At 42.3% G+C, this 19660-nt stretch carries 20 protein-coding genes; 12 read left to right on the forward strand and 8 right to left on the reverse strand.

What is annotated here, in order from left to right:
* Window positions 1–14: 14 nt before the first annotated feature.
* Window positions 15–1196, reverse strand: a complete 1182-nt coding sequence (pgsB, locus tag WA325_RS13340) for a poly-gamma-glutamate synthase PgsB (RefSeq protein WP_019715925.1) — start codon at window positions 1194–1196, stop codon at window positions 15–17.
* Window positions 1197–1994: 798 nt separating this feature from the next.
* Between pgsB and WA325_RS13345 the strand changes: the two genes are divergently transcribed.
* The 8 genes from WA325_RS13345 to WA325_RS13380 all read left to right on the forward strand — a co-directional run bounded on the left by WA325_RS13345 (window position 1995) and on the right by WA325_RS13380 (window position 8755).
* Window positions 1995–2984: a LacI family DNA-binding transcriptional regulator gene (locus WA325_RS13345; protein ID WP_105954049.1), complete on the forward strand. Its 990-nt coding sequence runs from the start codon at window positions 1995–1997 to the stop codon at window positions 2982–2984.
* Entirely contained in the window at window positions 2977–3858 is an 882-nt protein-coding gene (rbsK, locus tag WA325_RS13350; RefSeq protein WP_336183766.1) for a ribokinase, read from the forward strand. Before WA325_RS13345 ends, rbsK begins: the two co-directional genes overlap by 8 nt.
* Window positions 3855–4250: a D-ribose pyranase gene (rbsD, locus tag WA325_RS13355; protein ID WP_336183767.1), complete on the forward strand. Its 396-nt coding sequence runs from the start codon at window positions 3855–3857 to the stop codon at window positions 4248–4250. Before rbsK ends, rbsD begins: the two co-directional genes overlap by 4 nt.
* Before the next feature lie 14 nt (window positions 4251–4264).
* On the forward strand, window positions 4265–5746 hold the full coding sequence (gene rbsA, locus WA325_RS13360) for a ribose ABC transporter ATP-binding protein RbsA (RefSeq protein ID WP_095712872.1): 1482 nt from the start codon (window positions 4265–4267) through the stop codon (window positions 5744–5746).
* 1 nt (window position 5747) lies between these two features.
* Complete coding sequence (gene rbsC, locus WA325_RS13365) at window positions 5748–6719, forward strand: ribose ABC transporter permease RbsC (RefSeq protein WP_336183768.1); 972 nt, start codon at window positions 5748–5750, stop codon at window positions 6717–6719.
* An 11-nt stretch (window positions 6720–6730) separates the two neighbouring features.
* Window positions 6731–7648: a ribose ABC transporter substrate-binding protein RbsB gene (gene rbsB / locus WA325_RS13370; RefSeq protein WP_336183769.1), complete on the forward strand. Its 918-nt coding sequence runs from the start codon at window positions 6731–6733 to the stop codon at window positions 7646–7648.
* A gap of 108 nt (window positions 7649–7756) precedes the next feature.
* A complete protein-coding gene (locus tag WA325_RS13375) occupies window positions 7757–8293 on the forward strand; it encodes an SH3 domain-containing protein (RefSeq protein ID WP_024123075.1) in 537 nt (178 codons plus the stop codon).
* Window positions 8294–8458: 165 nt separating this feature from the next.
* Window positions 8459–8755, forward strand: coding sequence for a DUF3892 domain-containing protein (locus tag WA325_RS13380; RefSeq protein WP_105990854.1), 297 nt, complete (start codon window positions 8459–8461; stop codon window positions 8753–8755).
* Window positions 8756–8796: 41 nt separating this feature from the next.
* Here the strand turns inward: WA325_RS13380 and WA325_RS13385 are convergent, their stop codons facing one another.
* The 3 genes from WA325_RS13385 to alsS all read right to left on the reverse strand — a co-directional run bounded on the left by WA325_RS13385 (window position 8797) and on the right by alsS (window position 11964).
* A complete protein-coding gene (locus tag WA325_RS13385) occupies window positions 8797–9324 on the reverse strand; it encodes an NAD(P)H-dependent oxidoreductase (RefSeq protein ID WP_336183770.1) in 528 nt (175 codons plus the stop codon).
* Between the two features lie 97 nt (window positions 9325–9421).
* The gene (budA, locus tag WA325_RS13390; protein WP_227598616.1) at window positions 9422–10189 is read right to left on the reverse strand and encodes an acetolactate decarboxylase; all 768 of its coding nucleotides are present in this window, start codon (window positions 10187–10189) and stop codon (window positions 9422–9424) included.
* A 62-nt stretch (window positions 10190–10251) separates the two neighbouring features.
* A complete protein-coding gene (alsS, locus tag WA325_RS13395) occupies window positions 10252–11964 on the reverse strand; it encodes an acetolactate synthase AlsS (RefSeq protein ID WP_059292400.1) in 1713 nt (570 codons plus the stop codon).
* A 158-nt stretch (window positions 11965–12122) separates the two neighbouring features.
* Here alsS and alsR point away from each other — a divergent pair, with 158 nt between their 5' ends.
* Both alsR and WA325_RS13405 read left to right on the forward strand, forming a co-directional pair.
* A complete protein-coding gene (alsR, locus tag WA325_RS13400) occupies window positions 12123–13031 on the forward strand; it encodes an acetoin biosynthesis transcriptional regulator AlsR (protein ID WP_059292399.1) in 909 nt (302 codons plus the stop codon).
* A 210-nt stretch (window positions 13032–13241) separates the two neighbouring features.
* Window positions 13242–14570 (forward strand): arsenic transporter, encoded by a 1329-nt coding sequence (locus WA325_RS13405; RefSeq protein ID WP_101864992.1) that lies wholly within the window; start codon window positions 13242–13244, stop codon window positions 14568–14570.
* Between the two features lie 66 nt (window positions 14571–14636).
* Here the strand turns inward: WA325_RS13405 and WA325_RS13410 are convergent, their stop codons facing one another.
* The 3 genes from WA325_RS13410 to cotH form a co-directional block, all read right to left on the reverse strand.
* Entirely contained in the window at window positions 14637–15314 is a 678-nt protein-coding gene (locus tag WA325_RS13410) for a DUF2642 domain-containing protein (protein WP_336183771.1), read from the reverse strand.
* A gap of 62 nt (window positions 15315–15376) precedes the next feature.
* Complete coding sequence (locus WA325_RS13415) at window positions 15377–16702, reverse strand: spore coat protein CotH (RefSeq protein ID WP_326327073.1); 1326 nt, start codon at window positions 16700–16702, stop codon at window positions 15377–15379.
* Between the two features lie 127 nt (window positions 16703–16829).
* A complete protein-coding gene (gene cotH, locus WA325_RS13420; RefSeq protein WP_105990850.1) occupies window positions 16830–17918 on the reverse strand; it encodes a spore coat protein CotH in 1089 nt (362 codons plus the stop codon).
* Between the two features lie 138 nt (window positions 17919–18056).
* Here cotH and cotG point away from each other — a divergent pair, with 138 nt between their 5' ends.
* Complete coding sequence (gene cotG / locus WA325_RS13425; RefSeq protein WP_336183773.1) at window positions 18057–18683, forward strand: spore coat protein CotG; 627 nt, start codon at window positions 18057–18059, stop codon at window positions 18681–18683.
* A 163-nt stretch (window positions 18684–18846) separates the two neighbouring features.
* Window positions 18847–19467, forward strand: coding sequence for a flavin reductase family protein (locus WA325_RS13430; RefSeq protein WP_229044135.1), 621 nt, complete (start codon window positions 18847–18849; stop codon window positions 19465–19467).
* A 107-nt stretch (window positions 19468–19574) separates the two neighbouring features.
* Here WA325_RS13430 and WA325_RS13435 read toward each other — a convergent pair.
* Window positions 19575–19660, reverse strand: an 86-nt coding sequence (locus tag WA325_RS13435; protein ID WP_134980913.1) for an IS3 family transposase, incomplete at its 5' end; no start/stop codon positions are given.

Below are 19660 nucleotides of genomic sequence, written 5' to 3' on the forward strand. Positions count from 1 at the left end.
GTCTGCATTTCCTCCTAGCTTACGAGCTGCTTAACCTTATATTCGTGGATTTTTTCAATTAACGGCTCTGCGGCACCATGAATGTTGCCGACGCCATATATGACACGGTTGTGCATTCTTTTCTTTAACAATTCCATAATTTCTTCCGTTGATTTGTACTCTAGATCATGCAATTTGTCTGCAGGAATCTTACCTTCTTCATAAGCTTTGACGATTGGTTCTGTTGTTTCACCGATTAAGATCAGTTCACTTGCTTCAATATAAGGCAATACGTCATTTGCGAATTGCTGTGTCCGATCCACACGGTCTGCGCGGCAGTTCATAATGATGATCGGATCATCGGTCGGATAACCGATTTCTTTTACACGTTTCCATATATTCAAAGTAGAAGAAGCGTCGTTTGCGGCAAACCCATTAACAAAGTGCCCAGGCTCGCTCGGACTGATCAGCGGAAGAATTCTCATTGCTCCCGGATCTGGCGGCGCATTCAGCATTCCTTTAAACGCTGTTTCTTCATCAATGCCGAGTGCTTGAGCCACACCCAGTGCGAGAGAAGCGTTATCAGGGAATACCATATATTCAAATTTACGAAGATATTCATCAGTAATTTTCGAGTTATCAGCAATGATGACTTTTGTGTTTCGCTCTTTGGCTTTTTGTTTAAAGAACTCGGTATATTCACTATCTGTAATGACAAGATGGCCATTATAAGGAATAGTAGCGGTAAACGCTTCTGCAATTTCATCAAGCGTCGGCCCCATGACATCCATATGATCTTCCAGCACGTTTACGATGACACCGATATTAGCTTGAAGAAGTTCTTCCTGAAAGATAATTTGATAGTCCGGATTAACGGCCATACATTCACTGACGAGGGCGTTGGCTCCTCTTTCTACCGTTTCTCTCATGACTTCTTTTTGTTCGCCGATATTCGGTCCCTGAGGTTTCCGTTTAATCGGCTTTTCCTCCGGTGTATCCCAATAGATCATTCTTGCGTCCGTTCCTGTCGTTTTTCCGACAGTTTTGTAACCGGCTTCTATTAATATTCCGGTTGTCAGCCTTGTCACAGTGGACTTTCCTCGGATGCCGTTAATATTCACTCGAACAGGGAGGGCATCAATGTTTTTCTGATGTCGCCGTTTTTCTAATATTCCGATGACCAGTATGACAGCACAGGCTATAATGAGTAACCACATTGCTTATCGACATCTCCTTCTATATTGTTGTAAATTCATTCATCAGTATATAGAATCACTATGAATTCTCAATCGGCATTATGTAACATAATCTCCCCTAATCTACTGAGCCAAACTTCTCTTTTGAAAGAGATTTTGTACCTACAAAGTGTTTTCTATTTTTGGAAATCGACAGGACTTACATCTTATCGATTTTTTCAATACTGAAAACGAATGCGCTTTCATTTACCAAATGATTTCCTTCTGGACGTTTAGTCACACCTTGGATGTTCAGTTTAATATGCATTTCAAATCAATCTTTTTTCCGGCCCGGTATATCAGGCTTTTGCTGATACAATGCATGTTTCCGGTTCTTATGAACATAAAATTATTTCTGCCTGTTTCTTAAGGATAAGGTCATAATGTCATCCTTTCTGCACGGAATAGACAATATTAGTCCCATTCCAAATTGACTAATGGCCCCTGCAATAAAAACGGCAAACAAACAGGTCCAGGTTCTCTAACATAATTAAACATTTTCTGGGTGGATAGTCTAATCTGTTTCATCCTATTTACAGGCCTAAACGCATGACTTTGAAACAATTTTAATAAAACTTAATATTCGTTCATGAAATGTTCATCCAGATTTGTGAAGACTTTGTCAAAAAAAGCGTGATTATCTTTAAATTCTCATATTTATACACCATTTACAGTTCGGTTTGCTATATCGCCATGTTTTATTTTTTTCTTATTGCCAATAACGGAATGTTCATGATAATCTATCTATGTAAACGGTTACACAAATGAGGAGGAGCTGTGTTGGCTACAATTAAAGATGTCGCGGGAGCCGCAGGCGTCTCAGTTGCAACGGTCTCCCGCGTCCTGAATGACAACGGCTATGTACATGAAGAAACGAGAACACGTGTGATGGCCGCCATGGAGAAGCTGAACTATTATCCGAACGAAGTCGCCAGATCTCTTTATAAAAGAGAATCCAGGCTGATCGGGCTTTTGCTTCCGGACATTACAAACCCTTTCTTCCCCCAGCTTGCCCGCGGCGCGGAGGATGAATTGAACCGGGAAGGCTATCGGCTTATTTTCGGCAACAGTGACGAGGAATTAAATAAAGAACTTGAATACCTTCAAACCTTTAAACAAAATCATGTCGCAGGTATTATTGCTGCAACAAATTATCCGCATCTTGAGGAATACAGCGGCATTGATCAGCCAGTCGTTTTCCTGGACAGAACACCTGAAGGCGCTCCTTCTGTATCCAGTGACGGACATACCGGAGGAAAATTAGCAGCGGAAGCAATTGTTCATGGAAAAAGCAAACACATTACGCTCCTGAAGGGCCCTGCTCACCTGCCGACTGCCCAAGACCGCTTTCACGGCGCTCTAGAGGTATTACAGCAGGCGGGTGTTGATTTTCAGATCATCGAGACGGCGTCCTTTTCTTTTAAGGATGCACAGGCACTGGCAAAGGAGCTGTTTGTCTTATATCCTGAGACAGACGGGGTAATTGCCAGTAATGACATTCAAGCAGCGGCTGTTTTGCATGAAGCTTTGCGGCGCGGGAAAAAAGTGCCCGAGGATATTCAAATTATCGGCTACGATGATATTCCCCAAAGCGAGCTGCTGTTTCCGCCGCTGTCAACGATTAAACAGCCGGCATATGACATGGGTAAAGAAGCGGCTAAACTTCTTTTGAGCCTCATAAAAAAACAGCCTCTCGCAGAAACGGCGATTCAAATGCCCGTCATGTATATAAGAAGAAACACGACAAGAAAGGAAGAAAACGATGCGTAATATTTGTGTGATTGGAAGCTGTTCTATGGATTTGGTGGTCACCTCAGACAAACGCCCAAACGCGGGCGAAACCGTACTGGGTACTTCATTTCAAACTGTGCCGGGCGGTAAAGGCGCGAATCAGGCTGTTGCCGCCGCCAGACTCGGCGCCAATGTTTTTATGATTGGCAAGGTTGGTGACGATCATTATGGAACAGCCATCATGAATAATTTAAAAGCAAACGGTGTACGCACCGACCATATGAAACCGGTTACACATAAAGAAAGCGGCACCGCCCACATCGTGCTTGCCGAAGGTGATAACAGTATTGTCGTCGTTAAAGGCGCAAATGATGGGATCACCCCATCTTATGCGATAGACGCTCTTGAAAAACTTGAAAATATCGATATGGTTCTGATTCAGCAGGAAATTCCGGAAGAAACGGTTGATGAAGTGTGCAGATACTGCCATTCTCACGACATCCCGATCATGCTTAACCCGGCACCGGCCCGCCCGCTGAAGCAGGAAACCATTGACCATGCCACCTATCTTACGCCGAATGAACATGAGGCGGCGATCTTATTTCCGGAGCTGACGGTTTCTGAAGCATTGGCGCTTTATCCGGCGAAGCTCTTTATCACTGAAGGCAAACAAGGCGTGCGCTATTCATCCGGCAGCAAAGAGCGGATCATCCCTTCCTTCCCTGTTGAGCCTGTCGATACAACCGGGGCGGGTGATACGTTTAACGCGGCTCTTGCAGTGACCCTGGCGGAGGGAAAAGATATTGAAGCTGCATTACGGTTCGCAAACCGCGCCGCCTCCCTATCTGTATGTTCTTTCGGCGCTCAAGGCGGGATGCCGTCCAGAAAAGAAGTAGAGGAGCTGCTGTCATGAAAAGACACGGTATACTGAACAGTCATCTTGCCAAGCTATTGGCTGACCTTGGCCATACTGACAAAATTGTCATCGCTGATCCAGGGCTGCCCGTTCCTGACGGCGTCCTGAAAATTGATCTCTCACTGAAGCCGGGTTTCCCGGCTTTCCGGGATGTAGCCGCAGTGCTGGCAGATGAAATGGCGGTTGAAAAAGTAATTGTCGCATCCGAAATAAAGGTATCCAATCCAGAGAATGCGAGTTTTATAGAAACCCTTTTTTCTGAAGAGGCGGTTGACTGCCTTCCCCACGAGGAATTTAAGGAGCTGACTAAAGAAGCTAAAGCTGTCATACGAACAGGAGAATTCACACCATACGCCAACTGCATCCTGCAGGCGGGTGTGCTTTTCTAGAAAGGAGGACCGATATGCAAATCGAAATGAATGACATTCATAAAGCATTCGGAAAAAACCAGGTGCTTTCAGGTGTGTCCTTTCAGCTCAAGCCCGGCGAAGTTCACGCACTGATGGGAGAAAACGGCGCCGGCAAGTCCACCCTGATGAACATTCTGACTGGTCTGCACAAACTGGACAAAGGACGGATCACCATAAATGGTAACGAGACGTATTTCTCCAACCCAAAGGAAGCCGAGCAGCACGGAATCGCCTTCATCCATCAAGAACTGAATATCTGGCCGGACATGTCCGTACTTGAGAATCTATTTATCGGAAAAGAAATGTCAACGAAATTTGGTATTTTACAAACCAGAAAAATGAAAGCGCTAGCAAAAGAACAATTTGATAAACTATCCGTCTCTCTTTCACTTGATCAAGAAGCGGGTGAATGCTCCGTCGGACAGCAGCAGATGATTGAAATCGCAAAAGCGCTCATGACAAATGCCGAGGTAATCATTATGGATGAACCTACCGCGGCTTTGACTGAACGGGAAATCAGCAAGCTGTTTGACGTCATTACAGCTTTAAAAAAGAACGGTGTTTCCATTGTATACATCTCACATCGAATGGAAGAAATTTTTACGATTTGCGACAGAATCACCATTATGCGTGACGGAAAAACCGTTGATACAACAAACATTTCAGAAACCAATTTTGACGAGGTCGTGAAAAAAATGGTCGGACGTGAGCTGACGGAACGGTATCCTAAACGCGTCCCTTCACTCGGAGACAAAATATTTGAGGTGAAAAACGCCTCCTCAAAAGGAAGCTTTGAAGATATCAGCTTTTATGTCCGTTCCGGTGAAATTGTCGGCGTTTCCGGTTTAATGGGAGCCGGACGAACCGAAATGATGAGAGGACTGTTCGGCATTGACCGGCTCGATTCGGGTGAGATTTGGATTGCAGGAAAAAAGACTGCTATTAAAAATCCGTATGATGCTGTGAAAAAAGGGCTCGGTTTTATTACGGAAAACCGTAAGGATGAAGGACTGCTGCTCGACACATCGATTCGGGAAAATATTGCGCTGCCCAATTTGGCCAGTTTTTCTCCAAAGGGCATCATTGATCACAAGCGGGAAGCAGAGTTTGTAGACCTTCTCATAAAACGCCTGACCATCAAAACGGCTTCACCAGAAACGCACGCGCGCCATTTGTCCGGCGGCAACCAGCAAAAGGTCGTGATTGCCAAATGGATCGGTATCGGCCCAAAAGTGCTCATATTGGATGAGCCGACAAGAGGCGTGGATGTGGGTGCGAAACGGGAAATCTATACGCTGATGAACGAGCTCACTGAACGCGGTGTCGGCATCATTATGGTGTCATCAGAGCTGCCGGAAATACTTGGGATGAGTGACAGAATCATCGTCGTCCATGAAGGCAGAATCAGCGGAGACATCGAAGCGCGTGAAGCGACGCAAGAACGAATTATGACACTTGCCACGGGAGGGCGGTAACATGAAAACGGAACAACTGAAGCAAACAAAACAAAAACAGATTCACTTCGATGGCGTCATGCAGAAGCTCGGCCCGTTTCTCGGTTTATTTATTCTCGTTATGATCGTATCGATTTTAAACCCGAGCTTCCTGGAGCCTCTGAATATTTTAAACCTGCTTCGGCAGGTAGCGATTAACGGATTGATCGCATTCGGCATGACCTTCGTTATTTTAACTGGCGGCATTGATCTTTCTGTCGGGGCTATTCTCGCCCTGTCCAGCGCCTTAGTCGCGGGTATGATTGTATCTGGTGTCGACCCGATTCTCGCCATCATCATAGGCTGTCTGATTGGCGCTCTTCTCGGGATGATCAACGGACTGTTAATCACAAAAGGGAAAATGGCCCCTTTTATCGCGACGCTTGCGACCATGACTGTCTTCCGCGGACTTACCCTTGTGTATACAGACGGAAACCCGATCACAGGGCTTGGCACTAACTATGCCTTTCAGCTGTTCGGCCGCGGTTATTTCTTAGGGATTCCAGTACCTGCAATTACAATGGTTCTCGCCTTTGTTATCCTTTGGGTGCTGCTACACAAAACGCCGTTCGGGCGCCGGACATACGCAATTGGCGGCAATGAAAAAGCGGCACTCATCTCAGGCATAAAAGTCACACGTGTAAAAGTCATGATTTATGCTTTAGCCGGTCTGTTATCCGCCCTTGCCGGCGCGATTTTGACTTCCCGTCTCCACTCAGCACAGCCGACAGCTGGAGAATCATATGAACTGGATGCCATCGCGGCGGTTGTCTTAGGCGGAACGAGTCTTTCCGGGGGCCGCGGGCGCATTGTCGGAACGTTAATCGGGGTGCTGATTATCGGCACACTCAATAACGGACTCAACCTGCTTGGCGTCTCATCATTTTATCAGCTGGTTGTTAAAGGGATTGTCATTTTAATCGCGGTATTATTAGACCGCAAAAAGTCAGCATAGGAGGGTTTTACATGAAAAAGGCTGTATCCGTCATTTTGGCACTGTCACTGTTTGTATTGAGCGCCTGTTCGCTCCAGCCTCCCCAATGGGCGAAGCCATCAAACTCAGATAAGAAAAAGGAATTTACCATCGGCTTGTCGATCTCAACGCTTAACAATCCCTTTTTTGTTTCTTTAAAAAAGGGAATTGAAAAAGAAGCGGAAAAGCGCGGAATGAAGGTCATCATCGTCGATGCACAAAATGATTCCTCCAAGCAGACAAGTGATGTGGAGGACTTAATTCAGCAAGGCGTTGATGCCCTGTTAATTAATCCAACTGATTCTTCGGCTATTTCAACGGCAGTAGAGTCTGCAAATTCGATCGGTGTGCCTGTCGTCTCCATCGATCGGTCCGCTGAACAAGGCAAAATAGAAACCCTCGTGGCTTCAGACAATGTAAAAGGCGGAGAAATGGCCGCAGAGTTCATCGCAGACAAGCTTGGAAAAGGTGCTAAGGTGGCGGAGCTTGAAGGTGTTCCGGGTGCCTCCGCTACACGGGAACGCGGTTCAGGCTTTCACAAAATCGCAGATCAAAAGCTGGACGTTGTCACAAAACAATCAGCTGACTTTGACCGCACTAAAGGCCTGACTGTCATGGAAAACCTGCTCCAAGGACACCCGGATATCCAAGCGGTTTTCGCTCATAATGATGAAATGGCGCTTGGAGCTCTCGAAGCGATTAACAGCTCCGGCAAAGATATTTTAGTCGTCGGTTTTGACGGAAATAAGGATGCCATTTCTTCGATTAATGACGGTAAGCTCTCAGCCACTGTCGCTCAGCAGCCTGAATTGATCGGTAAACTGGCAACGGAAGCAGCGGATCAGATTTTACATGGAAAGAAAGTAAAGAAAACAATATCAGCGCCTCTGAAACTGGAAACGAAAAAATAATGCAAAGGATCAGATCTTTATCTGATCCTTTTTTATGTTTAGCAACCGGCCAAAACGTGAAAGGAATAATAGAAATGATTATTTCTCTTATGTGAGGAGAGGAACGCAATGAACAAACCCACGAAAATACTGTCTACACTTGCACTTGCAGCCGGAATAACTGCGGCTTCTGCCGGCGGCGCAAACACAATTCATGCACAACAGCCAGAAACAAACGTAAGCATTGATGATTTATACAGCTATCCGATTGATTCCTACTTGGTTTCAGCAGAGGCTCTGAATGTCAGAACAAAGGCCTCCGCTTCAAGCGCTAAAGCCGACACCCTTCATCTGGGCGACAGCTTAAAGCTCATTTCGTTTTCAAACGCTGATTGGGCAAAGGTTCATTACAAAAACGGAAAGACAGGCTTTGTCTCCACTCATTACATTGTAAAGGCAGCAACAACAGTAAAAACCAAAACAAAGACGAAAGCATATACATCCGCTGAAGGAAAAAGCATCAAGACACTCCCGGCTAACACAAGCGTATCTTTTTTAGGCTGGAGTAAAACAAAAAAAGGCGGCTTTGACTTTGATTGGGTCTATGCAGATTACGGCGGTAAGACAGGTTATATCAAAACAAAGGACCTGCAGATGACAAAATAACCGAAAGGGATTCCGTTTACAGAACGGAATCCCTATTTTCTTCGCTAATTATGGATTGAATTGTCGCATTCAAAATATTTCTCAGGAAATATTGTCGTATGCCGTGTCGAAACCTATACATGATCAACAGCATTTTTGTTTACGTTAAAGGATGGAGGTGGAAAAATGGATCAATTTGAAGCTGCTTATGAATCGTATAAATCCAAGCAAACAAATATCGATCAGCTAGTCGATACGTCCGGAAAAGAAGAAATTATCGCGGTCAGAAGAAATGAGGAAGACAATATTATTGCGGTGAAAACGAACACAGGAAGAGAACTGGACTATCCCACTGCGCTATCAGAAGCAAAAGCGGGAAAGATCGCTCACGTTGATGTATTTCATAAATACGGACGTGACATTTTACGAAGTGAACCAGACGGCATAAAGGATAATAACCTATCTGAATTACCCGATTTTTAATAGAGAAAGCCCTGTCCCAATCCGGACAGGGCGTTTCTTTTTTAAGAAAAAGGCTGCTGAATATAATCAGCTAACCGTTTTGCACTGATCGCAATATCCTCAGCATTTGCGTATTTCACGCCATAAAACACATATGGCGGGAGATATGTCATGCCAATCAGATTGCTTGTCGCCTGAAACGGCTTCAGGAGCTCACTGATCGAATAATGATTCCCTCCGCCCGCCTGATACTTTTCCGCTTCGCTTCCTGTGGAAACAGCCAGCATCAGCTCTTTGCCATGCAGAGCTTTCCCTTCTGACCCGAAGGCCCAGCCGTATGTCAGCACAAGATCCTGCCATTTTTTAAGAAGCGGCGGTGAGCTGTACCAATAAAGCGGGAATTGGAAAACAATCCGATCGTATTGCTCGCATAGCTGCTGCTCTTTGGCAACATCAATGCCTTCATCCGGATATTCCTTATAAAGCTCCCGTACAGTGATATTGTCATGTTTACTTAATTCCTCTGCCCACGCCTTATTGACGACTGAGGTTTCCATTTGAGGATGAACAGCCAAAACCAGTATTTTCAATGAGACCCACACCTTTATCATTTTAATGTTATTTTAACTAAAATCAGGTAAAGTGCCAAATAAAAAGCAAGCCCTGCACATGTGCGGGCTTGCTTTTTTATTCTGGGCTTCCTTCAGTCGTTTCGATATCTTTGGCGAAATCCGGGTTATCCAGATTGGCATTAAAGAAATCTGCTGTATTTGGAAGTCTGAGATTCATGTTCATTTTTTGAGAAATCGTAACCGTGCAATCCTCAAGCACATAATCAAAGACGTGTCCGCCTGAATTTCGTCCTTCGTCAATAAAGTGCAGGTGATAGCCAGAAACGGCGATTCCGTTCGCATAAGCAGGAGTCAAGAAACCAACGATTGTGCCTCTGATGTTGTCGAAGTTGAAAATCGGCTGTGTTTTAACCGCTTCAATCATTGGCACATATGGTTTTTCTTGCAGTTCCACCGTTCTTGTCTGCACTTTTTTAAACAATCCGTCAATCCGGATGGCATAAAATAGGTTTTTACTTGGCAGAATGCTGTTGATTTCTTTTTCAAATTCTTCACGTGTCATTTTCGCATCAATTTTGTGCGTCATATCCGGTGTAAAGAACGTAAATGAGCAAAACGGAGAGCGGTCTCCGCTTTGCACAGGCGTCGCAGTGCCATCGGAACGAAGACGGTAAAATTCGCCGTCAAATCCAATCAGCTCTCCATCAAGCTTGTTAAAAGTCCCGATACCGAAGTCTCCGTATTTCGGAATATCTGACAGTTCAAAATCGCCGTCATATACCCCGTCTAAAAGAGAAGTCATTGTTGATACTTGATAAACTTGGCTAACGGGCTGTTCTTTTTTGCCGCGGCTCAGCATTTGAATGTTGCTTTCTTGTTTCATATTCCCTTCACTCCTTTAGTAATGTGCTGTTCTTCGAAAACAGTGTCTTGGTGCGCAGAGTGCTAGAGAGCTTTTGTTTTCATCAGTTCTCCAAATTCTTTTGGGAGCTTGTCACTCGCTAAATTAACGTTATCACTGTAGTCAACTGGGACATCAATGATAACAGGGCCTTCAGCATTCATGGCTTGACGCAGAACATCTTCCAGCTGGTCTGGTGATTCGACACGCAAACCGGTTGCCCCGAAGCTTTCCGCATATTTCACGATATCGATGTTTCCGAACTCGACTGCAGATGTACGATTGTATTTTTTCAATTGCTGGAATGCAACCATGTCATATGTGCTGTCGTTCCATACAAGGTGTACAATTGGAGCTTTTAAGCGCACCGCTGTCTCTAACTCCATTGCCGAGAATAAGAAACCGCCGTCACCAGAGACAGAAACGACTTTTTCTCCCGGTTTCACCAATGAAGCACCGATTGCCCACGGAAGCGCAACACCAAGTGTTTGCATACCGTTACTGATCATTAATGTTAACGGCTCATAGCTGCGGAAATAACGGGACATCCAAATCGCGTGTGAACCGATATCGCATGTCACTGTGACGTTATCATCGACTGCATTTCGTAATGCTTTAACGATTTCAAGAGGATGCAGTCTGTCTGATTTCCAATCTGCAGGCACCTGCTCTCCCTCATGCATATATTCTTTTAGATCAGAAAGGATTTTTTGCTCACGTTCCGCAAAATCCACTTTTACGGCATCATGTTCGATATGATCCAAAGTAGATGGGATATCCCCGATCAATTCAAGCTCAGGCTGGTAAGCATGATCAATGTCAGCCAGAATCTCATCCAGATGGATAATCGTCCGGTCTCCATTGACATTCCAGAATTTCGGGTCGTATTCAATTGGGTCATAGCCGATTGTCAGAACAACATCAGCCTGCTCAAGCAGCAGATCGCCTGGCTGGTTGCGGAATAAACCGATACGGCCGAAATATTGATCCTCTAACTCTCTTGTAAGAGTCCCGGCAGCCTGATATGTTTCTACGAATGGAAGCTGAACCTTTTTCAAAAGCTTGCGAACCGCTTTAATCGCTTCAGGCCTTCCGCCTTTCATTCCGACTAAAACAACAGGAAGTTTTGCTGTTTGGATTTTTGCGATAGCCGCACTGATTGCATCATCTGGTGCAGGGCCAAGTTTTGGCGATGCCACTGCACGCACGTTTTTGGTGTTTGTGACTTCATTCACAACATCTTGCGGAAAGCTCACAAAAGCGGCCCCAGCCTGACCTGCTGACGCTGCTCTAAATGCATTTGTAACAGCTTCCGGTATGTTTTTTACGTCTTGAACCTCTACACTGTATTTTGTAATCGACTGAAATAACGCCGCATTATCCAATGATTGATGAGTCCGTTTTAAACGATCGGCACGGATAACGTTCCCAGCAAGCGCAACGACAGGGTCACCTTCAGTGTTTGCAGTCAGCAGTCCCGTTGCCAAGTTAGAAGCACCCGGTCCTGATGTGACTAAAACGACTCCCGGTTTTCCAGTTAAACGGCCTACAGCCTGCGCCATAAATGCCGCATTTTGTTCATGCCGTGCAACAATGATCTCAGGCCCTTTATCTTGTAAAGCGTCAAATACCGCATCAATTTTTGCACCTGGAATGCCAAATACATGTGTGACACCTTGCTCCACTAAGCAATCAACAACAAGCTCCGCCCCTCTGTTTTTCACAAGGGATTTTTGTTCTTTTGTTGCTTTTGTCAACACCCTCACTCCTTATTATGCATTTTAAACATAAAAATTTAAATAAATCTTGTGATACGTTTCACTATACACTCTTTGGAAATTGACCTCCAATATCAATTCGACTTATGATTAATATGTATTACGAATAATTAACCTAAGAAAGGAATGCATGATTGATGGAGCTTCGCCACCTTCAATACTTTATCGCAGTTGCCGAAGAGCTTCATTTCGGGAAAGCTGCGCTTCGGCTGAACATGACACAGCCTCCTCTCAGCCAGCAGATCAAACAGCTGGAAAAAGAAGTCGGGGTGACGCTTCTGAAGAGGACAAAACGATTTGTGGAACTAACCGCAGCCGGAGAAATATTTTTAAATCACTGCCGCACGGCTTTGATGCAAATTGATCAAGCGATTGAATTGGCACAGCGGACGGCTCGCGGCGAGCACGGCCATCTCGTTATCGGTTTTGTCGGATCAGCTACATATGAATTTCTGCCGCCGATTGTCCGGGAATATCGTAAAAAATTCCCATCAGTAAAAATAGAATTACGTGAAATATCCTCGTTTAGGCAGCAAGAGGAGCTGCTAAAGGGCAACATTGATATTGGTATACTTCATCCTCCTTTACAGCACACAGCATTGCATACTGAAATCGCCCAAAGCAGCCCTTGTGTTTTAGCTTTGCCTAAACAACACCCGTTAACATCTAAGGAAGCCATTACAATTGAAGATTTGAGAGATGAACCGATTATTACTGTAGCCAAGGAAGCATGGCCTACTTTATACGTTGATTTCATCCAATTTTGTGAGCAGGCTGGCTTTAAGCCAAACATTGTACAAGAAGCAACTGAATATCAAATGGTCATTGGATTAGTCAGCGCCGGCATCGGGATTACATTTGTACCTTCCTCAGCTAAAAAATTATTTAACTTGGATGTGACTTATCGAACAATAGATAAAATACAGCTGAATGCCGAATGGGTTATCGCCTATCGCAAAGACAATCAAAATCCGCTTTTGAAGCAATTTATTAATATTTCAAATTGTCAGCAGTTAAGAACTAAAGAGAGTGATGCAAGTACCTGAAATGATACTTGCAAACTCTTTTTTCTTTTGGGATTCTCATGGAATTTTAATTAATATAATATAATCGCTTAGTACAACTTCATATCAGTATACGTATACATACAGTACAAATAGTTGGCAAGGATACTAGTAAGCGTATGACAATCGTTTGATTTTAGAATGATAGATAGAGAGGTGAAATATATTACACAGTTCACGAGTATATTAACATTGCTCGCTTTTTTCATAACAATGATTTTTATTTTCTGGAGACCGAAAGGATTAAATGAAGCTATCCCCGCGACAATAGGCGCTTTAATGGTGTTATTATGCGGAAGTGTGTCATTGACCGACTTAGGAGAAATAGGATCAAAAGTCACGGGTGCATCGGTCACAATTCTTGCCACTATGATCATGGCCATTGCATTAGAAAGTTTTGGGTTCTTTTATTGGGTGGCTGCAAAGCTGCTCCAACAATCCAGGGGATCAGGCATCAAGCTTTTTTGGTTAACCAATTCACTTTGCTTTTTAATGACCATTTTCCTAAATAATGATGGGAGCGTTTTGATCACAACCCCCATCCTTTTGCTGGTTTTAAAATATTTAGGTTTGAAAAAACATCAAAAAACCCCTTATCTCATAAGCGGCGTTTTAATAGCTACAGCCTCCAGCGCACCGATCGGCGTAAGTAATATTGTAAATTTAATTTCTCTCAAAATGATTGGAATGGATTTATATTTGCACACTGCCATGATGTTTGTCCCTAGTATGATGGGACTCATTTTTATGGCTTGTCTACTGTTTATTTTCTTTTATAAACGTCTTCCTAAAAGCCTGCCGGATATACCGAACCATTTTCAGTCTCTGCGACACAGAAGGTACCATCCCCTTCATTCGCCATCAGCTCCGATACCGGAACGAAATCAAACAAAGATAATGTTATTTGTACTCGCATTTGTTTTTCTCGTCAGAATCAGCTTATTTGCCGCGTCATATACCGGTATCTCCGTTCCTCTTGTCGCTGTCATCGGATCAATTATCCTTTTGGCCTGGAGATGGGTTTATTTCAAAACCTCTCCCAGAGACTTGTTCTTCAAGGCACCTTGGCACATTTTTATTTTTGCTTTTACTATGTATGTCCTCATTTATGGACTGCACAATATAGGATTTACTGAATTAATTGTAAATCATTTCAAACCGATAGTTTCTGGAAGCCTCTCCTACGCTACTTTTGTATCAGGTATCTCTACCTCTGTTTTTTCGAATCTATTCAACAACCATCCGGCTTTAATGATCAGTACTTTTACTTTAACAGAAATGAGCCTGAATCCTTCAACAGCAAAAATCATCTACTTGGCAAATATTATTGGCAGTGATATTGGTTCCTTATTATTACCTATAGGAACATTAGCAACACTTATTTGGATGCATATTTTAAAACAGCATGATGAAAGTATTTCTTGGGGTGAATATTTAAAAACAACCATTTTAATCATTCCGCTGACTGTTCTTTTTACGTTAACATGTTTATATTTTTGGATCAGTTGGTTATTTCTTTAGCAGTGTATGAAATAAAAAAACTGCCTTCTGCTATTCGAGGGCAGTTTATTTTCAGTAGAGGCTACGCTAGGGGAGATGCATTGTCTTTAGATGATTTAACTTCCAAATGATTGACTTTCCACTTGCGTTAATAAGCTCAATGATATTATTAGATACATCTTTTAATAGACCGACTTTTTCTGGCACTTCCCCCATATCAAATATAACCAATTGGCCAACATATTTTTTGATCTGCTCCTCAAAATTACGTACAAGTGAAACACTGGAAGGTACGACAGGCAATTGAGAGTTGTCAAGAGTGTACGGCGTTTGCTCTGTTGAATAAGGGGTAAACCATTTTAAGTGATGCATAGATATGAAAAGTGTTTTAAATACAGGTGAAAAAAATACAATATAATCATTTAAAACACTGGTAACATATCCATGTATCGACCGATCCCCAGTTACATAAACTTCAATAAATTTGCCTTTCACATTGTTTAATGTGTTTCTGTAAGAAAAACTATTATGTTCCGCCTGCATTATTGTATCTTCCGGATCTCTTAAAATTGGTTTCCCAGTATTCGTATTTATTATTGCTTTGTTCATTTGATGGAGATGCAGCAAGGGAATATAAAGATAATTGCAGCCATTAAATATAACAAAAATATCCTGTCCAATATCTATAAGTGTGCCAACAAATCTTGTATCTCCTGAAATGACAACATCAACATCTGTGTCAAGAAATTGATTCAAACCTTTCACCATTCTCCCCCTTTAATTGAATGAAAAAGGGCATCACTTTATTGATGCACCTTCATTATCTATTAAAATTTGCGCTTCCAATGATAGTCTATCGTTTTGACAATCGTTTCATAGCTATAATCTTCCTTTTGGCTTCCGGTGCTATGATAATCTGAAGATCTTGGTGACCGATATGATTCGGACGAACTTTTGATGTCTGATGAACGATCATATTTTGACGATTGATAATCTGAAGATCTTGATGACCGATATGATTTGGACGAACTTTTGGTGTCTGATGAACGATCATATTTTGACGATTGATAATCTGAAGATCTTGATGACCGATATGATTTGGACGAACTTTTGGTGTCTGATGAATGATCATATTTTGACGATTGATAATCTGAAGATCTTGGTGACCGATATGATTTGGACGAACTTTTGGTGTCTGATGAACGATCATATTTTGACGATTGATAATCTGAAGATCTTGGTGACCGATATGATTTGGACGAACTGCTGGTATCTGACGAACGATCATATGTTGACGATTGATAATCTGAAGATTTCGGTGACCGTTTATTTGATTTGGACGAACTTGATGAGCTATGTGATTTTGAATATGTTAACGAGCTACTGTCCCCCTCTTTTTCTTGTTTTTGGTCTATATCATTTTTGCTTTCTTCTTTATCATCATGTTCTTTCTTTTGATCACCTTTTTTGTAAGAGCCTTTTGGGCCTAAGCTGATGCTCTTGATATGAAAAGGATATATGCGAAGCACTTCTTGATTTTTCACTAAAGTATAATGACCATCCGCATTATCTACGAGGATACCTTCAATTGCTTCTGGTCCTCCTCGATTAATCGAAACCCATTTATGAGTTAAACTCTTAAAAACTTCGTTTAGGTTATCAGCTTCCAAGACACTTGGCGTATGTCCTTCTTTATTTAAAGCGGACTCATGTTTACTTATGCTTTTGATGTGATGAATATTAAAATAAACTACTCCATCCTCACTTGTGTTTAACGCAGCGTAATCATCTCCTAGCCACACCAAACTTCCTTTTTTAGATTCCGGACCGCCTTGATTTAATTGAACGGATTGGTTCATTAATTGTCCGATTAAGCTGTGAAAATCATCAGCATCAGCCATTTCTGCCGTCTCAATTGTTGTTGTGCTATTATTGGTATCCTCTGTAATACTTTTTACATGATCCAATTGATAATAAATGGTTTTTTTTTCAGTTTGTAAAGCGATATAATCTGATTTTACAGCTACCAATTTTCCTTTTTTAGATTCGGGACCTCCTCGATATACAGTGACAATTTTATCTTGCATTGAATGCAAAAAATGATAGTAAGATATATCATGATTTGAATAATTTTTAGTTCTCCTCTTGCTCATTCATTACCCTCCTAGTCATTTATACATAGATGATAAATATATTGCATTTATACGTGTCACAGTTATTTCTTGAACTAATTCAATAGCCTAATTGTCTGATTTTCAGCGAATACCTATAATCATGGATTCACAAAATACTTAAATTGCTTTTGATGTATTGTGAACGATTTTTAATATACTCAAAAATCACTTCCGGCTCACGGTCAAAACGTTCAATATCACTCTTTTTATATGGGTCCATCAGGACAAACGGCCTGATTTGATCATAAAGCGCCAATATTTTTGGTTTCATATATTCAATTGTAAAGAGAGATTGGAGTGTTTTTTCTAGGAGATGCTTATAGGATTTGCGAAATTCGGTTTCATCCAAAATGCGGGCGGTCAATGTATTAAATCCTTGAATTCTTACGTAATCTGCAGCCATCCGCTCTCCATGGATATCCCTGCCCCAGGTGGCATCATAGTCCCAAGGAATCACTTCAAATAATCCGGTTTCCCCGCTTCTGTACAAAGCGTAATTATGGACAAACCCGTCATAGTTTGAGGTGAACACAATGCCGGCCAGCCAGCGCAAATACTTATCGATATTCACGTGTTTTGTCACTTCTGTTTTAAATTGGGCTTTAGGGACAGTATTAATTTTAAAAATCATATCCTGTAAATAAAAATCGTCTTCCTCGGTCCCTGTCTTCTTTTCATACCCATGCTCAAGCGACTTCTTCGTTTCCCTCTCCAAATCACTCACAAGAGAAAAATTAGCATCATCATCAACCGCGTAAAAAATCGCTCCGTCCGCCAGCTTCCTTTTCCTTAAATAATATTCATCCACGGATTCAAGCTCAAGATACACTCCTTCATTCTTTCCATTTACCTTTAAAAACACAAATTCTGCCCTTGGAGACAGCGTCCCCAGCTCTGAGAAAAAATCGAGAGACAATTTGTTTCTTATCATGGAAGGATCTTTATATTCCGCATTCAAGTGAACCTCGCGGGCGCCGCGAAATGTTTTCGGCTGATAGTAGGAAATATGGTACGACTTCTTTTTGAAATCCCTAATATGAGATCCGCGATAAGCAATGTCGATATCAAATCTTTTCTGATTCACTTTCAACACAGCCGGAACCGGTTCATCGTCCCATATATCCTTTTTTAATTCCCGTAAGTCTTTTGGATGAATAAACAGCTGATAAAGAGGCAAATTTGATTGATTCTTCATCCGTAGTCCCCCTTCAAAATTAGGCTTTTATTTTTGTGAGATCTCAGCGGAACACTTATACACTTTTTACAATCGTGCGTACTATGTGTGTAGTAAGGATCTTCATCCTTAAACAAATTAAAAAAAGGAGGATTTCAATTGGGCCACTATTCCCATTCTGATATCAAAGAAGCGGTGAAATCCGCAAAAAAAGAAGGTTTAAAAACTTATTTATACCAAGAGCCTCGTGGAAAAAAACGCAGTCATAAAAAGTCGCACCGCTCACACAAGAAATCTCGCAGCCATAAAAAATCTTACTGCTCACACAAAAAATCTCGCAGCCATAAAAAATCTTACTGTTCACACAAGAAATCTCGCAGCCATAAAAAATCTTACTGCTCACACAAGAAATCTCGCAGCCATAAAAAATCTTACTGCTCACACAAGAAATCTCGCAGCTACAAAAAATCCTACTGCTCACACAAGAAATCTCGCAGCTACAAAAAATCCTACTGCTCACACAAGAAATCTCGCAGCTACAAAAAATCATTCTGTTCGCACAGAAAATCTCGCAGCTACAAAAAATCATTCTGTTCGCACAGAAAATCTCGCAGCTACAAAAAATCATTCTGTTCACACAGAAAATCTCGCAGCTACAAAAAGTCGTACCGCTCTCGCAAAAAACACTGGAAAAATGATCATCATCGCAAAAAAGATGATTACGACAGCAAAAAAGAGTTCTGGAAAGACGGCAATTGCTGGGTAGTCAAAAAGAAATATAAATAATGAAACTGTCATCATAGGCTCCGGCATACGTACGGTAGCCTATTTTCTAATTCCCCTATATCAGTTATATGTCATGACATAGCATATGCAACCCGCATCATTTGGTTTCCTTGAATGGATTTCGTTATAATCATGGTACTCTTACAATAAAGGCGGTGTTGTTGTGTACATATTTCAAGCTGAAGAGCTTAGTGCCAAAGAGACGTATAAGCTGCTGTCAGGAGCCGTTATTCCGCGCCCGATCGCATTTGTTACAACACTTTCTTCAGGCGGGGCAATCAATGCGGCACCTTTCAGTTTCTATAACGTGGTCAGCTCAGATCCTCCGCTACTCAGTATTTCTGTTAACCGATCAGAAGGCCGGCAAAAAGACACAGCCAGAAACGCGATAAAAAACGGTGAATTTGTCGTCCATGTCAGTGATGAAGCCATCATTGAAGACATCAATGAAACGGCGGCAAGTTTAGGGCCGGACGAAAGTGAAATGACACGCACCTCTCTCCATTCTGTAGAGAGCACGGCTGTTTCAGTGCCCGGCATCCAAGAAGCCCGCATTCGTTTTGAATGCAAGCTCGAACGGCATATCACCTTCGACAATGATCATGGTGTGACCACGGCTGATCTGCTTATTGGCAGAGTTGTCTGTTTTCACCTCGATGAGAAGGTGTATGACGCAGAAAAAGGGTATATTTTGACGGACGAATTAAAGCCGGCTTCCAGATTAGCCGGAAACCATTATGCAAAGCTCGGTGAAGAATTTACATTGATTCGTCCGAGTTCATAAAAGGACTATTTATATAGAAGAAACTAGTCAAAAAGACACTGTTTTTTTAAAAGCCGGCACAGCATGGGGACTGACCCCTGTTTTTGAGACAGGGATCAAAACACCTTTTATACAGCCAATTGCCGATAGCTTATCGGTGATTGGCTGTTTAGTTTCGTTTGAATACGAATGTTGTTATAATAATAAATGTATT

The organism is Bacillus sp. 205(2023) (genome assembly GCF_037027485.1).
In the GTDB taxonomy this organism is placed as follows: domain Bacteria; phylum Bacillota; class Bacilli; order Bacillales; family Bacillaceae; genus Bacillus; species Bacillus halotolerans.

Coding starts and splice junctions, on each gene's coding strand:
- pgsB (WP_019715925.1), bottom strand. CDS start 1,196: ATGTGGTTACTCATTATAGCCTGTGCTGTCATACTGGTCATCGGAATA.
- rbsK (WP_336183766.1), top strand. CDS start 2,977: ATGCGTAATATTTGTGTGATTGGAAGCTGTTCTATGGATTTGGTGGTC.
- rbsD (WP_336183767.1), top strand. CDS start 3,855: ATGAAAAGACACGGTATACTGAACAGTCATCTTGCCAAGCTATTGGCT.
- rbsA (WP_095712872.1), top strand. CDS start 4,265: ATGCAAATCGAAATGAATGACATTCATAAAGCATTCGGAAAAAACCAG.
- rbsC (WP_336183768.1), top strand. CDS start 5,748: ATGAAAACGGAACAACTGAAGCAAACAAAACAAAAACAGATTCACTTC.
- rbsB (WP_336183769.1), top strand. CDS start 6,731: ATGAAAAAGGCTGTATCCGTCATTTTGGCACTGTCACTGTTTGTATTG.
- WA325_RS13375 (WP_024123075.1), top strand. CDS start 7,757: ATGAACAAACCCACGAAAATACTGTCTACACTTGCACTTGCAGCCGGA.
- WA325_RS13380 (WP_105990854.1), top strand. CDS start 8,459: ATGGATCAATTTGAAGCTGCTTATGAATCGTATAAATCCAAGCAAACA.
- budA (WP_227598616.1), bottom strand. CDS start 10,189: ATGAAACAAGAAAGCAACATTCAAATGCTGAGCCGCGGCAAAAAAGAA.
- alsR (WP_059292399.1), top strand. CDS start 12,123: ATGGAGCTTCGCCACCTTCAATACTTTATCGCAGTTGCCGAAGAGCTT.
- WA325_RS13415 (WP_326327073.1), bottom strand. CDS start 16,702: ATGAGCAAGAGGAGAACTAAAAATTATTCAAATCATGATATATCTTAC.
- cotH (WP_105990850.1), bottom strand. CDS start 17,918: ATGAAGAATCAATCAAATTTGCCTCTTTATCAGCTGTTTATTCATCCA.